Here is a 14,234-nt window from a genome sequence, read left to right as displayed (position 1 = left end):
AAACCGCTCAGTCCCGCCGGTACACGGTCTTAATTACATAGTCCTTCTTAGGTCCACGAACTTGGTGCTGCACTTCGAACGTCCCATCTCTACCAAAGACATACTCTGAGTCGTAGACGTCGTCCTTACAGTCATGGTGTGCGTTCCCCTGCCACACGCCATCTTCCCCTGCCGTTAGACCCACTTGATGGAAGAGTAGTCCCGTGTCGTGGAAGTACACCGCAAAGCCGTTTTGCATGCTCTCGTAGAGATATTTCTGCTCTCCACGCACCCTCTGCCCATCCAGTAACTTCACTTCTCCCGATTCGCGATACGCCACCCGATTTCCATCCACTTCGAATACGGCAAAGCCAACCATCGAACCATGGCCTGATATCTCGCGCTCAAAGGCCCACCGCCCCAGCAGCCGCTCCAATACCCAGCCTTCCTCGGCTTGAAGCATCGCTACTGAGCCCCAGCCTCCATCGCTTCGACAAAGATCAGCGCCCACCGCGACACCTGCTCGGCATAGACCCCGGTTACGATATCCCGGCTTCCTTCAAGAGCGGCCAACTGTACGGCAAAGTTCCCCACCGTCGAACTCTCGGCCGACCCGCGATACACATCGAGCCCGGTCGCCTCGCGCGTAAGCCGATTCAGAAACTCATTCCGGCTCGCACCACCCACTACAAACAACCGCTTCAATTGCTTTCCACTATGCAGCGCAATCCGGTCCAACACCTCGGCATAACGTGCCGCCAGACTATGGAAGATCAGGCTCGCAAATACCGGCGCAGCATCCGGACTCTCATCCAGAGCTTCAAGCCCTCGCAGCAGCCGTTGTGTATTGATCCGCTCCAACATCCGTCCCGCCAGCATCAACTCTGGATCGTCCACATCCAGTAGCCCTTCGGGCTTCGCCACCTTCTCCGCAGCGGCCACCAACTCCACCACATCCCAGACCCGGCCCTTTGCCGCCCAAGCGTCCGTGCATTGTTTGATCAGCCACATCCCATTCACATTTTTGTGAAAGCAGATCCGATCCCCTACTGCGCCGAGATTGGTGAAGTTCTCCTCACGCTCTGCCGCCCCGTTCCGTGCCTGCTCCACCAGCGTTCCCACCAACGACCACGTACCGGAGCTGATATACGCCCAATCATCCCGCAGCGCAGGAATCCCCGCAATCGCCGAAGCCGTATCATGGCAGGCCGGCGCAACCAGCACCGTATCGCGAAACGCCGGCAACTCCGCCAGCGGTCCCTTCAGTTTGCCCACGATCGTTCCCGGGGGCACGATCTTCGCTGCTTTTGAGACATCCAGCCCAGTCGCTTCAAAGATCTCCGTACACCAGCGCTTGTTATAAAGCTCCACCATCTGCGTATGAGTCGCATTGGTATGCTCCGCGACGCACTCTCCACCCCAGCGCGACAGGACATACTCTGGCAGATTCATCCACGCCACACCTGGATCGATCCCCGCCAGCTTATCCGCATACAGCTGGTACAGACTGTTGATGCGAATCAACTGAACGCCAGTTAGCTCACGGAGCCGATCCGGACGAATCCGCTCATACAACAATTTCTCCGACTCTACCGTCCGCTCATCGCGGTAGCAAAACGGATCGGCCAGTGGCTGCCCCTTCGCATCCACGCGAACGTAATCCACCGCCCAGCCGTCAACAGCGATCGATCGAATCCCCTCCGTCGCAAGAGCCGCACACTTCTTCAACCCCTCATCGAGACCCGTCACGATCCGCGCCAGATCCCATCTGAGTCCCCCACCGGCCTCAGCAGCAACCTCTCGCGGAGCATTTCCAAACCGCTCCACCAACGAGATCACTGGCTTGCCATCCACCCAACGGAGCAACGAAACCCGGCAGCTCTCCGCGCCCAGGTCGACGGCGATGGAAGCCCGCGTATCCGCAGGCACCATCGTCATTCCACCAATCTCATGCTCCGAATGCCCACCCACCAGGCTCATCGTAGATAGGCCTCAACCAACCCGCCGTCGACCGGAATGAGGTGGCCAGTCGTGCAACGTGCATTGGGCCCTGCGAGGAACATAATCGCCTGTGCGCAGTCCTTCGGGTCGATGGGCTGATGCGTCAGCGTGCGCTTGGCGTAGAACAGCGCCAGCACGTTGCGCAGCTCGTCGTCGGTCATCTTCTCTTCGAAGGGCAGCTCGTACTTCTTCAAGCTCGCGATCACACGGTCTCGCGGGAACATCGTCGAGCCCTTCACCACCGTCGCCGGCGAGATCCCGTTCACCCGGACCTTCGGCGACAGGCTTACCGCCAGCTCGCGCACCAGATGGCTCAGCGCAGCTTTGCTGACGTCATAGGCCTCGCTGCCCTTCTTCGCTACTACGGCGTTCGCCGAGCTGGTCAGCACGACGCTCGCATCGATGCCCTGCTCCGCAAATACCTTCGCCGCCTCATCGGTCAGCAGATGGTTCGCCGTAACGTTCACTTCCAGCGTCACCCCCCACATCGCATCGCTGATGATGCCATCCGGAGACGACGGGAACATCGCCGCCGTGTTGATCAAAATATCGATCCCGCCGAACTGCGCGATCGTCGCATCCAGGGCTGCACGAATGGCCTTGCGGTCGCGGATGTCGATGCTCGTCCAGCTCACGGCCTCCTTGCCCGCGATCGCCTTGGTCTCCTCGGCGACAGCTTCGGCACCCTTTACATCGCGATCAGCAACAACGACGTGCGCGCCACGCTCGGCTGCAAGCAGTGCTACTTCACGGCCGATACCGCTGCCGCCGCCTACGATCACCGCGATCCGGCGGCTCAGCTCCTTCTCCGGCGGCTGCCTGCGGATCTTCGCCTCTTCCAGCTTCCAGTACTCGATGCGGAACGCCTCGCTCGCCGGCAGCGCCACGTAGTTCGAGAACGTCTTGAACTGATCGGCTGCAGCAGCAGGTCCGGCCTGCGGAATATCCGTGCACTTCACTCCCGCACCCAGCGCGCCCGCGCCCTGCATCACGCCGATCGCGTTGATGTAGAACTCGCCCGTGATGCGCGACTCCGTCTTGTTCTTGCCGAAGCTGAACATCCCCACGCCCGGCACCAGCACCACCGTCGGGCTCGCATCGCGTACCGCCGGCGAGTCCTTCAGCGCATGCTTCGTGTAGTACTCGCCGTACTCCGCGCGATACGTCTCAAGGGCAGTCTCGATCAATCCCTTGAGCTCGCTCGGATCGCCCGCCGGATCCCACTTCAAGAACATCGGACGAATCTTCGTCCGGATGAAGTGATCCGGGCAGCTCGTGCCCAGATGCGCCAGCTCCTCCGCGTGCGCCGAGTTCACGAAGTCCAACACCTGCGGCAGCTCCGAGTAGCTTCCGATCCAACGCTGCTTGCGCGACACCGCTCCGCGCAACTGCGGGAAGATCTTGAGTGCGATCTCTTTGCGATCCTCGCGGCTCTTCGCCTTCGCTCCGCCGAAGTGCACATGTCCCGGCGTCAACCCATGCCGCTCGATGAACTGCCCTAGCTGATCGATGATGGTGATGGTGTTCAGGTAGCTCTCACGCTGCGTATCGCCCCATGTAAACAGGCCATGTCCGCCCAGCACTACGCCATCGCAGCCCGGAGTCTCCGCCACGATCTTGCGCAGCATCATCCCCAGCTCGAATCCCGGACGCTGCCACGGCAGCCAAGCCAGCTTATGCCCGAACTCTTTGTTGAACTCCTCCATCTTCAGCTTCCCGTTCGCCGAGGCCGCCAACGCGATCCCCCAGTCAGGATGTAGATGGTCCACATGCGCGAACGGAAGATACCCATGCAGCGGAGTATCGATCGACGCCGCCACCGGGTTGTTCCCGAACGTGCACAGCGGATACAGATCCACCATCTCGTCTTCGAACTCTACTCCCCGGTACACCTTCTCCAGCGCCAGCAGCTTGTCCAGATACAACGTCGCAAAGCCTGCGCGCTTGATGCTCCCCAGGTCTCCGCCGCTTCCCTTCACCCACAACACCTGCTTCGCCAGCCCATCTACAGGGTCGACCTGCTCTAGCTTCGAGCTCGTGTTCCCACCCCCGAAGTTCGTAATCCGCAGATCACTTCCCAACAAGTTAGACCGGTACCGCAATAACTCGGGCGCATCCAGCTTCGACGCCACTGCTTCGTCCCACTTGTCTTCGAGAAACTTAAGTCCTGCAACGCCCGCCTGAACAGCCATTTGAATTCACTCCTTGAGAGATCGTCTACTTCTACGCCATTCATCATTCCACACGCAACATCAATAGAGCAACTATTTCCAATGTGAAAATACGCCTAAAGGGATCACCTTTTGACATACAGCCACGACCCGGGCCGTTCTACTCCAGCGAAGCCCGCGTCACCACTTTGTGCTCCACGTAGTTGTACGGCGGTACTGTCTGCCCACGCAACAGCTGCAACCCCAAATGAATCAGGCTCGGCCCATACGAGCTAGTCTGGTGCAGCACCGATCCGATCAAGGGAGACCGATCCTTCCGCATCTCCGCCATCGCCTCGGCGATGCAGTCCTGCCCGACGATCGCCACGTTCCGCTCCCGCTTCTGCTCCCGCACCGCATCCACCGCACCAAGGGCACTCGAATCGTTCGCCGCCGCAATCAAAATGTACTTATCCTTAGGATGACGCTGCAGAAAGTCCGAGATCAGCTTCCGGCTGCGTTCCCGCATCCCGCGCGCGTCAATCCGCACAAAGCACTCCACCGGAAGCTCCGGAAATCCCTCCCGTACCCCCTCAAAGGCCCCCGTAATGCGGCTTTGGACCAACTGGCCCGCCTCCGCCAGATCCAACCCGATCACCCACTCTACTTTGCCTGCCCAATGTGCCGTCGCGTGCGCGGCCAGCGTCTCTCCGGCGGCTACTCCAACCCGGTAGTTGTCGACTCCGAAATACGTCGCATGCGGATGCGGAATATCGATCGCGATCAGCGGGATATTCGCCCCTGCGATCTTATCTCCAATCATCGGAGCCACTTCATGCTCTACCTGGAACTCGATCACCAGGTCCACCTTGCTTCGTACAAACTCCTCGGCGTTCTTCAGCGCGGTGGCAGCGTCGTACTTGTTGTCCAGAATAAGCAGGTCGACTCCCACCGCCGCGGCAGCCTCTTTCAAGCTCTCCGTCACCTCCACGGAGAACGGCATATCCGCGCTCTGCCCACCAAACCCGAACCGCAGCTTCTTGGGTCTCGTCACCTGCCGGTAAAGCCCATCCGGAGATTGAGAAAGATATCCCCGGTGCACAAACGTCTTCAGTACCCGATACACCGTCGTCTTTGAGATCTTCGTCTGCCGATGGATCGACTCCAACGTCATCGGTTGATTCTCTGACTGCAGCAACTCCAAAATATCCAGCGCCTTCGACAGCACCGGAATCAGATACAGACGCTTCGTTGTCTTACGCAATGCTTTAGGCCCCCGACGAGAAAAGTAGACTCGCTTATCGCGCTCCATTATCCACGTACGGAGAAAGTTTCGCTAATGAAATCTAATCCCCTAACGTTAGGGGCTGCAACCTATGCGTAAGACGAGGCGCTCGCCGCATTCTTTGCGCTTCGCTCCGACGTGATCTTTTCCACATAGCCGCTCTCCTTCAGCGTCTTTAGTGGATCAGCCGGGAGACCCCGAGCATTGCGCCACGCCGTCACAACAGGTCGCACATCCGTCCAGAACGCTCCACGGAAGCACTCCTCCGCTTCCACCAGGCGACACTCCTGCTGCAGCCCGGCCAGCTTCTCCCGATCCACCAGCGCGGCCTTCGCATACAGCTCCTGCGCCGTCACGACCGTCTGCACCATCGCCTCCATCTTGCCCTTCAGATTGTGGCTCTGGTCGATCATGAAGGCGATACCCGCCCGTTCCTGGGTGCTTGCGCTAAGAATCTCGTGGAAGATCCGGTACACCTGGTACGGATCGATCGAACCCAGCGTCAGGTCGTCGTCGGCATACTTGCGATCGTTGAAGTGGAATCCGCCCAGCGCACCCAGATGCAGCAACCATGCGACGATCTGCTCAATGTTCGTGCCTTGGTAATGATGCCCCGTATCTACGAGCACCTTCGCCTTGGGTCCCGCATGCCGTGCAAGCTCCAGAGCCATTCCCCAATCCGCGATGTCCGTATGGTAGAAAGCCGGCTCAAATGGTTTGTACTCCACCAGCATCCGCTGCCCCTCGCCCAACGCGTCGTGGGTCAGCTTCAGCACCTCCTGCATCCACTCGATCCTGCGCCGAACGCTCTGCGTGCCAGGATAGTTCGATCCATCGGCGATCCAAAGCGAGACGTCCTTCGATCCCAACTCCCGCCCGATCTCCACCGAGTCCAGCAGATGCGTCAACGCATTCTTGCGAATCTCGGCGTTCGGATTCGCAATCGAACCGTACTTGTACTCCTGATCCTGAAACAGATTCGGATTGATGGACCCAGCCATCGCGCCATGCTTCTTCTCCAGCCGCCGTATCTCCGCGACGTCGCCCTTGCCATTCGGCATATCCCACAACACATGCAGGGCCACCGTGGGGCTCGCCCCGGTCAATGCATTCACCTGCCCGGCATCGGCAAACTTCTCTTCAATCGATGTGGCCGCGCCACCCTGCGTAAATTTCCCGAAGCGGGTTCCGGTGTTCGCAAACCCCCACGACGGCACCTCGATGCGAAAGCTGTCTAGCGCCGCAAATACCTGTTCCTGCTCCCGAACTGCCAGTTCACCAGTGCTTGTAGCCATGTCCTCAACCTCGCGGAATTCTCTGTTGGGAAATTTACTCTCTATTGAAACGATCGGCAAGCAACATCTCGAACGCCTGGCGAGACGCCACTTTTCAGCAGCCTATTCGACCAGAATCACATCCAGAAACCGGGGACCGTGCACCCCTTTGATGCGCGTCATCTCGATGTCCGCTGTCGCCGAAGGCCCCGAAATAAACGTAGTCGCCAAAGCGGATGTCGCCGCCAGCCGATCCATCGCCTCCGGCACCGTCTCCACCACATTCGCCAACTCAACCAGGCAAAGATGGTAGTCCGGCACCAGCGATACTGCCCGGCGTCCCTGCCCCGGCGCGTTCTGCAGCACGATCGTCCCTGTCTCCGCAATCGCGACCGTGGACTCCGTAATCACCCCGTCCACATCATTCAACTCCGCAGACGATAACCCCTCATCCTCTACAAACTCGAATCCCGGAACCAGCACCTCCGCCCGCAGACCCTTCGGAACCACCAAGCGCCGCACCCCACGCGCCGTCAGCATTCGCGCTACCGTGGCAGCGACCTCGCCACGCCCCACATGCAGCACCTGGGCATCGTAGTCCACCAACCGATCCACGAGCAGCTCGATCACCGCTCCCCGCTCCCGTCTGGCGCTCCGCTGATACCCACGCCGCAGTCCAGCCCAGGCCGCATGAGCCTCCTCGACCCTGGAGCCAGTCTCCGCCCCCCGAACCATCGCGCTCCGGATGCGACCCAGCACCTCCTCCCTCCCACTAGTTGCCACGAGTCACCTCTTTCTTCTCGCGCTTCTCCCACCAGTCGCGGAACGTCTCCTCCGGCATCGACTGCAGATCCCGTACCTGCGTCCACCCTCCCAGCAGCCCCGGCAGCCAGCCGATCCAGCCCTGCCCGCGCCCATCCTTCCTCACCAGAGGAGCCTCTGCCATCCGGCCCATTCTCTGCGCCGCCCGGAATCTCCGTTCGCTCCGAAAGATAATCCCCATCGCCCGCATCGCCAGCGCCTCGGCGTTCAACATTCCATTCTGCTTCACCACCTTGTTGCGCAGATGGATCAGCACCTCCGGAATATTGATCTTCACCGGACAAACCTCATAGCAAGCCCCACACAGGCTCGAAGCATACGGCAGCGTCTGCGCATGGTGCATCTCCTGCAACTGCGGCGTCAGGATCGCCCCAATCGGACCTGCATACACGCTCCCATACGCATGCCCACCCGTCTGTCGGTACACCGGGCAAGCATTCTGGCACGCTCCGCAGCGAATGCAGTTCAGCGTCTGCCGCCCCTCCGCATCCCCCAGAATCTCTGTCCGCGCATTATCCATCAGCACGACATGAAATACCTTCGGCCCGTCCGCAGCATCTACTCCAGTCCAGATCGAGTTATAAGGATTCATCCGCTCGCCCGTAGCGCTGCGTGGTAACAACTGCAGCAGCACCTCCAGGTCGGCAAACCGCGGAACCACCTTGTCGATCCCCGCCACCGTAATCAACGTCTCCGGCAGCGTCAGGCACATCCGCCCATTGCCTTCGCTCTCGACCACGCAGACCCCACCCGTCTCCGCGATCAGGAAATTCGCGCCACTCACCCCCGTCTTCACCCGCAGAAACTTCTCCCGCAGAAACCTCCGCGCTGCATCCGCAAGATCTTGCGGACTCTCCCCCAGCTCCGGCAGATTCATCTCCCGCCGAAAGATCTCCCGTATCTGCTGCCGATTCTTATGCAGCGCCGGCACAACAATATGCGAGGGCTGATCGTGCCCCAACTGAATAATCAGCTCCGCCAGATCCGTCTCGTAGGCGTGAATCCCCTCGGCCTCCAGCGCCACATTCAGTTGAATCTCCTCGGTCGTCATCGACTTGATCTTGATGACCTCCTGCGCTCCCGCCTCCTTCACCAGCCCGACGATGATCTGCCGTGCCTCAGCCGCATCCCGAGCCCAATGCACCACCCCGCCCGCCTTGGTGCAGTTCCTCTCAAACTCCTCCAGATAGAAATCCAGATGCTCCATCGTGTGCTGCCGAATCTGCTTGCCCGCCTCGCGCAGCTCCTGCCAGTCGGGCATCTCGCCCACCACCCGCGCCCGTTTGGCTTGGATCACATCCGTCGCATGACGAACATTCTTCCGTAGCTGCGTATCGCCCATCATCGACCGCGCCGCCATCGGAAACGTCGGCGCCGTCTTCGGATCTAAAGCCGTTCCACTCACTGTGCCCCCTCGTCGCCCGCCAGAATCTCCGCCAGATGCACCGTCTGCACCCCCGTCCGCTGCCGGTGCAGCGCTCCCTGGATATGCATCAGGCAGGAGTTGTCACAGGCCGTACAAGCCTCCGCCTTCGTATTCAGAATCGCCGTGGTCTTCTCCGCCAGCATCGCGCTCGAAACCTCCGCGTTCTTGACGGCGAAGGTGCCGCCAAACCCGCAGCACTGCTCCAGCCCCGCAATCTCCACCAGATCGATCCCCCGCACCGCCCTCAACAGTCTCTGCGGACCATCCCCCAGCCCCAGATTCCGCAACCCATGGCAGCTCGCGTGGTACGTCACCCGATGCGGATAGTAAGCCCCTACATCCTCCAGCCCCAACCGTTTCGTCAAAAACTCCGAAAACTCGAATACCTTCGGCAGCAACTCAGCCACCTCAGCCTTCAGCTTCGCATCGTGCAGCTCCTCCGCCATCTTCGGATAGTGGTCCCGCATCATCGCCACGCAGCTCGACGAAGGCACCACCACCGCCTCCGAGCCTCGAAACTGCTCCACAAAGCGCGACAGCAGAGGCAGCGCCTCCGCCTGATACCCCGTATTCCAGTGCATCTGCCCACAGCAGGTCTGTCCCGCCGGAAAATCCACCGTATGCCCCAACCGCTCCAGCACCCGGACGACTGCCTTGCCCGTCGCAGGAAACAACGTGTCGTTATAGCAGGTAATAAACAGCGAAACTCGCAGGACCGGCCTCCTCGGAGAAAACTTCTGCCAACAATTCTCTTTCCATCCACAACTTGATTCAATAGAGACTACATTTCCCCGGCGCAACTTGTCTCAGGTACCATGGTAGCGCTCAGTAAATATTCGCCCGTTATTCAGATTGAGGACTATTCGTGGGACCAAATCCATTCATCGGCGTCATCTATCACTGGATCGGCGGCTTTGCCTCCGCCACAAATTTCATTCCCTTCCGTGGCATCAAACGCTGGTCGTGGGAGATCTACTGGCTCATCCAGGGCATCGCCGCGTGGCTTATCGCTCCCACCCTGCTCGCCTCCATCTTCGTGCCTCACCTCTTCAGCATTCTCCATACGGCCTACGCCAACGACCCCACCACCATCTACTACGCCCTCTTCTGGGGAGTCCTTTGGGGAGTCGGCGGTCTGACCTTTGGCCTCGCCATCCGTTACCTCGGCATCGCCCTCGGCTACGCCATCGCCCTCGGCCTCTGCACCGCCTTCGGAACCCTCATCCCGCCCATCTACCACGGCCAGATGTCCACCATCCTTCACGAGACCTCCGGCCAGGTCATCCTTTTGGGAGTTCTCGTCTGCCTCATCGCCGTTGCTGTCAATGGCGCGGCCGGCTACTCCAAGGAGAACGAGATCACCCCCGAAGAGAAGGCCGAGGCCGGCGAGACGGACTACAACTTCGGCAAAGGCATCGCCGTCGCTATCTTCGCGGGCATCATGAGCTCCTTCTTCGCCTTCGGTCTGGACGCTGGAGCTCCCATCGCCAAGATCGCCAAGGCCGAGCTCCTGGCCGACAACCGGTTGGACCTCTGGCAGAACCTTCCCGTCCTCATCGTCGTCCTCTGGGGCGGCTTCCTCACCAACTTCATCTGGTCCGCCATCCTCATCATCAAGAACGGCAGCTTCCGCCAGTTCGTCGGCGAGCCCGGCCTCAACCCCATGCGCGCCACCCAGGCCGCAGGCAACACCCTCGTAGACTTCGATCCCCTCGATCCCAGCACCTACGACCGCGTCGCCCCCAAGACCCTCGTCGCCAACTACATCTTCGCCGCCATGGCCGGAGTCATCTGGTACTTCCAGTTCTTCTTCTACTCCATGGGCCAGACCAAGATGGGCAAGTACGACTTCTCCTCCTGGACCCTCCACATGGCGAGCATCATCATCTTCGCCACCCTCTGGGGCCTCTTCCTCAAGGAGTGGCGTGGAACCAGCCGCCGCACCCGCGTCCTGGTCGCCGCCGGCCTCATTCTTCTGGTTGCCTCCACCATCATCGTCGGCTACGGCAACTACCTGAAAGCCGTCTTCAACAAATAGCAAGCAGGGTCCAGGGATTAGACTCTGGACCCTGCTTTCATCACCTGCTCCGTCACCCAGTCCGTCCATACTGCCTCCTCCACCGGACAAACCAGCGCCGCCCCATCCAGCACCGCCTCCACAAAGTTCCCCACCACCGGAGCATGAAGGTTCGCATGAGGCGGCAACAACTCCTCCCGCCCCGCAACTCGCAGCGCAGGCCCATTCAAGGGATCGAGATTCATCTCTCCCTCTGTACCAATCACCCGGAACTGATCGCGCGCCACCCGCGAGTTCCACCGCACATCGACCACCCCATGCACCCCGCCTGCATACTCGATCAACACCGTCGCCGAATCCTCCACCCCCATCCCATCTCCCACCGGATGCACCGCATTCGATAGCATCCCCGTCGCCCGCACCGGCTGGCCGAACAGAAAGTTCATCGCATCGATGCGGTGCGACCCCGTGTCATAGAGCGGCCCACCGCCAGCCAGCGCCGGGTCTCGCAGCCACCCGCGCTCCTCGCTCTCCAGCCATCCATGCGCGTTCGCCTCCACCAGCACTGGCTGCCCAATCGCTCCCTCCGCAATCAGCTCCTTCGCCCGCATCAGCTTCGGATAAGCCCTCCGGTAATAACTCACCCCCAACAGCCTTCCACTCTCCCGGGCAGCCGCGACCATCTCCTCTGCTTCGGAAAAGTTCATCGCCGTAGGCTTCTCGCACAGCACATGCTTGCCAGCCTTCAAACAAGCGATCGCCTGCGGAGCATGCAGCGCAACCGGAGAAGCCAGATACACCGCATCGATCGCATCATCCTGCAGCGCGGCATCCAGCGTCGCCCAGGCGGCCACCCCCGGATAGGCATCCGCCTTCTTCAAATCCCTCGTAACCACCCCATAGAGCTGGCTACGAGGCTCCGTCAGAATCGCAGGAATCACCCGCTTTCGCGCAATATCGCCCACCCCAACCAACAGCCACCGCACCATGTCAACTCCTGTTCCTGCTAAGACTTCATACTCGCCATCCGCAACATCTCTGCCGCCGTCTCCGGGGTAATATCCCGCTGCGGTCCCCCCAGCAGCTCGAACCCCACCATAAACTTCCGTATCGTCGCCGACCGCAGCAACGGAGGATAGAAGTGCGCATGAAAGTGCCAAGCCGGATGCTTCTCCCCATCGCAAGGCGCAGGATGCAGCCCCATCGAATAAGGGAACGGGGTATCGAACACCTTGTCATACGTCGAAGTCACCGTCTGCAGCATCGCCGCCAATCCATCCCGCTCTGCATCGGTCATCTCAGCCAGATCAGCCACATGCCGCACCGGCAATACCAGCACCTCGAACGGCCACACCGCCCAGTACGGCACCACCGCGACAAAATGCGCGTTCGCCGCTACCACTCGCTCGCCCAGGCCCATCTCCATCTCGCGATACGCGCACAGCAGACACCCCCCATGCTCCGCGAGATACGCCGCCTGCCCCTTCTGCTCCGCCACCACCTCATTCGGAATCGACCGGCTCGCCCACACCTGCCCATGCGGATGCGGATTGCTCGCCCCCATCATCGCCCCGCGATTCTCAAAGATCTGCACATACCGTATATCCGGGTTCGCGCCCAGCTCTAGGCTCTGCTCCGTCCAGACGTCCACCACCGTCCGTATCTCCGGCACGGACATCTTCGCCAACGTCAGGTCATGCCGCGGCGAAAAGCAGATCACCCGGCAAACCCCACTCTCTCCCTCAGCGACCAGCAGCCCCTTCCCGCCCTCATCCACCTTGAGGTCCGGCACATCGGGCTTCAACGCCGCATAGTCGTTCTCGAAGACATACGTGCTCGTATAAACATCCGTCCGCACGCCTCCCGCACGCTCATTCCCCGGACACAGATAGCACGTCGGGTCATACTGCAACGCCGCCGGAGCAGCCGTCGTCTCCGTCTGTCCCTGCCACGGCCTCTGCGTGCGGTTCGGTGAGACCAGCACCCACTCTTGTTTCAGCGGATTAAACCTCCGATGCGGACTCTTCGCCAGCCAAACACTCTGCGTAAGCGGTTTCATTTTGCTCCGTCCTTCGCCGCCAGAACACCCGCCCGCAGCGCCAAAGCTCCATCCGCAGGAGCGCACACAAAGCACTCCGCACTAATCCCCGTAGCCGTCCGATACCTTGCCACTACCGCCGTGACGAAATCCTCCGTCGCATCGGCCTGCACCAGATTCACCGTACACCCTCCAAATCCACCACCCGTAATCCGCGCCCCATAACAACCGGCTTGCTTTGAGGCAATCTCCACCAGCGTATCCACCTCAGCGCAGCTCGCGGCAAAGTCATCCCGCATGCTCACATGCGCCGCCTTCATAATCTCGCCGAACTGCACCACATCGCCCCGCAGCAGCGCCGCCCGCGAATCCACCACCCGCGCATTCTCCGTCACGATATGCCGGCAGCGATGAAAGCTCGCGGCACTCATCTTGTCCGCACAAGCCTCAAGATCCGCCAGCGTCGCATCGCGCAACTGCAATACTCCCGGCCGCTCCCGCCGAACTACCTCTTGCCCCGCCTCGACCTCACCTCTGCGATCGCCATATCCTGCAACGTCCGCCAGCCGATGCTTCACCATCGAGTTGCAGATCACCACCCGCACGTCCTCCGGCAGCGGCAACAACTCAAACTCCAGCGACCGGCAGTCCAGCATCATCGCCCGATGCGCTACCGCTCCGGCGACGACGAACTGGTCCATGATCCCTGTCTTCGCCCCCACATACTCGTTCTCCGCCCGCCGGCAAGCTGTCGCAAGCCTCTCGATCGGCAGATCCACCCCCGCATAATCCAGCAGCGCCATCGCCGTCGCCACCTCCACCGAAGCCGACGAACTCAACCCGGCCCCCAGCGGCACATCGCCACGCAACGTCATGCTGAAGCCGCCCACCGCAACACCCTCCTGCGCCAGCGCCCACAACACCCCTACCGCATAGTCGCTCCACTCACCCCGCCGGTCCAGCCCCACCGAGGCAACATCCACCGCAAACTCCGTCCCATAGTTCTGCGAGTAAAAGACCGCCCGCCCATCCTCCCGCGGACTCAGCACCGCAACAGTTTGGAAGCCGATCGCCATCGGCATCACCAGGCCGCCGGTATAGTCCGTATGTTCGCCAATCAGGTTCACCCGCGCCGGGGCCCGAAACGCCTTCCCTTCTACTCCGAAACGCTCAAAGTGTTCTTCCAGCGTCCGTACTTCATCAACCTTCATTGCCGCCCCTGCGAACCGAAAATTCTGTGAC

Annotated in this window: 12 protein-coding genes; 1 reads left to right on the top strand and 11 read right to left on the bottom strand. The window is 60.7% G+C overall.

What is annotated here, in order from left to right; all coding sequences use genetic code 11:
- Nucleotides 1-7: 7 nt before the first annotated feature.
- The 8 genes from HB393_RS14170 to HB393_RS14135 all read right to left on the bottom strand — a co-directional run bounded on the left by HB393_RS14170 (nucleotide 8) and on the right by HB393_RS14135 (nucleotide 9,650).
- Nucleotides 8-442, bottom strand: coding sequence for a DUF6314 family protein (locus HB393_RS14170; RefSeq protein ID WP_213805836.1), 435 nt, complete (start codon nucleotides 440-442; stop codon nucleotides 8-10).
- A gap of 2 nt (nucleotides 443-444) precedes the next feature.
- Entirely contained in the window at nucleotides 445-1,959 is a 1,515-nt protein-coding gene (locus tag HB393_RS14165; RefSeq protein ID WP_255551110.1) for an FGGY-family carbohydrate kinase, read from the bottom strand.
- Complete coding sequence (locus HB393_RS14160; RefSeq protein ID WP_213805835.1) at nucleotides 1,956-4,172, bottom strand: bifunctional rhamnulose-1-phosphate aldolase/short-chain dehydrogenase; 2,217 nt, start codon at nucleotides 4,170-4,172, stop codon at nucleotides 1,956-1,958. Before HB393_RS14160 ends, HB393_RS14165 begins: the two co-directional genes overlap by 4 nt.
- Nucleotides 4,173-4,311: 139 nt before the next feature.
- Complete coding sequence (locus HB393_RS14155; RefSeq protein WP_255551109.1) at nucleotides 4,312-5,394, bottom strand: substrate-binding domain-containing protein; 1,083 nt, start codon at nucleotides 5,392-5,394, stop codon at nucleotides 4,312-4,314.
- A gap of 110 nt (nucleotides 5,395-5,504) precedes the next feature.
- Entirely contained in the window at nucleotides 5,505-6,710 is a 1,206-nt protein-coding gene (locus HB393_RS14150; protein WP_213805833.1) for a TIM barrel protein, read from the bottom strand.
- A gap of 102 nt (nucleotides 6,711-6,812) precedes the next feature.
- Complete coding sequence (locus HB393_RS14145; protein ID WP_345945200.1) at nucleotides 6,813-7,472, bottom strand: LUD domain-containing protein; 660 nt, start codon at nucleotides 7,470-7,472, stop codon at nucleotides 6,813-6,815.
- Nucleotides 7,462-8,916 carry a LutB/LldF family L-lactate oxidation iron-sulfur protein gene (locus HB393_RS14140; RefSeq protein ID WP_213805832.1) on the bottom strand — a complete coding sequence of 485 codons (1,455 nt, stop codon included), beginning with the start codon at nucleotides 8,914-8,916 and terminating at the stop codon, nucleotides 7,462-7,464. Before HB393_RS14140 ends, HB393_RS14145 begins: the two co-directional genes overlap by 11 nt.
- On the bottom strand, nucleotides 8,913-9,650 hold the full coding sequence (locus tag HB393_RS14135) for a (Fe-S)-binding protein (RefSeq protein WP_213805964.1): 738 nt from the start codon (nucleotides 9,648-9,650) through the stop codon (nucleotides 8,913-8,915). The genes HB393_RS14140 and HB393_RS14135 overlap by 4 nt, the downstream gene beginning before the upstream one ends.
- A gap of 152 nt (nucleotides 9,651-9,802) precedes the next feature.
- Here HB393_RS14135 and HB393_RS14130 point away from each other — a divergent pair, with 152 nt between their 5' ends.
- The gene (locus tag HB393_RS14130) at nucleotides 9,803-10,975 is read left to right on the top strand and encodes an L-rhamnose/proton symporter RhaT (protein ID WP_213805831.1); all 1,173 of its coding nucleotides are present in this window, start codon (nucleotides 9,803-9,805) and stop codon (nucleotides 10,973-10,975) included.
- Between the two features lie 17 nt (nucleotides 10,976-10,992).
- Here the strand turns inward: HB393_RS14130 and HB393_RS14125 are convergent, their stop codons facing one another.
- From HB393_RS14125 to galK, 3 genes are read right to left on the bottom strand one after another with little or no spacing between them, the layout of a single operon-like run.
- Entirely contained in the window at nucleotides 10,993-11,943 is a 951-nt protein-coding gene (locus HB393_RS14125; protein WP_213805830.1) for a Gfo/Idh/MocA family oxidoreductase, read from the bottom strand.
- A gap of 17 nt (nucleotides 11,944-11,960) precedes the next feature.
- Nucleotides 11,961-13,013, bottom strand: a complete 1,053-nt coding sequence (locus tag HB393_RS14120) for a UDP-glucose--hexose-1-phosphate uridylyltransferase (RefSeq protein WP_213805829.1) — start codon at nucleotides 13,011-13,013, stop codon at nucleotides 11,961-11,963.
- Complete coding sequence (gene galK, locus HB393_RS14115) at nucleotides 13,010-14,203, bottom strand: galactokinase (protein ID WP_213805828.1); 1,194 nt, start codon at nucleotides 14,201-14,203, stop codon at nucleotides 13,010-13,012. Before galK ends, HB393_RS14120 begins: the two co-directional genes overlap by 4 nt.
- Nucleotides 14,204-14,234 lie beyond the last annotated feature (31 nt).

This window comes from Granulicella sp. dw_53 (assembly GCF_018449545.1).
In the GTDB taxonomy this organism is placed as follows: Bacteria; Acidobacteriota; Terriglobia; order Terriglobales; family Acidobacteriaceae; genus Edaphobacter.
Note: the sequence above shows the minus strand (reverse complement) of the source record. Positions and strands in the feature narration are given on the sequence as shown.

What these genes read in the sequence shown, in the direction of transcription:
- HB393_RS14125 (WP_213805830.1), bottom strand. Translation starts at nt 11,943, where the DNA reads ATGGTGCGGTGGCTGTTGGTTGGGGTGGGCGATATTGCGCGAAAGCGG.
- HB393_RS14160 (WP_213805835.1), bottom strand. Translation starts at nt 4,172, where the DNA reads ATGGCTGTTCAGGCGGGCGTTGCAGGACTTAAGTTTCTCGAAGACAAG.
- HB393_RS14165 (WP_255551110.1), bottom strand. Translation starts at nt 1,959, where the DNA reads ATGAGCCTGGTGGGTGGGCATTCGGAGCATGAGATTGGTGGAATGACG.
- HB393_RS14170 (WP_213805836.1), bottom strand. Translation starts at nt 442, where the DNA reads ATGCTTCAAGCCGAGGAAGGCTGGGTATTGGAGCGGCTGCTGGGGCGG.
- galK (WP_213805828.1), bottom strand. Translation starts at nt 14,203, where the DNA reads ATGAAGGTTGATGAAGTACGGACGCTGGAAGAACACTTTGAGCGTTTC.
- HB393_RS14120 (WP_213805829.1), bottom strand. Translation starts at nt 13,013, where the DNA reads ATGAAACCGCTTACGCAGAGTGTTTGGCTGGCGAAGAGTCCGCATCGG.
- HB393_RS14150 (WP_213805833.1), bottom strand. Translation starts at nt 6,710, where the DNA reads ATGGCTACAAGCACTGGTGAACTGGCAGTTCGGGAGCAGGAACAGGTA.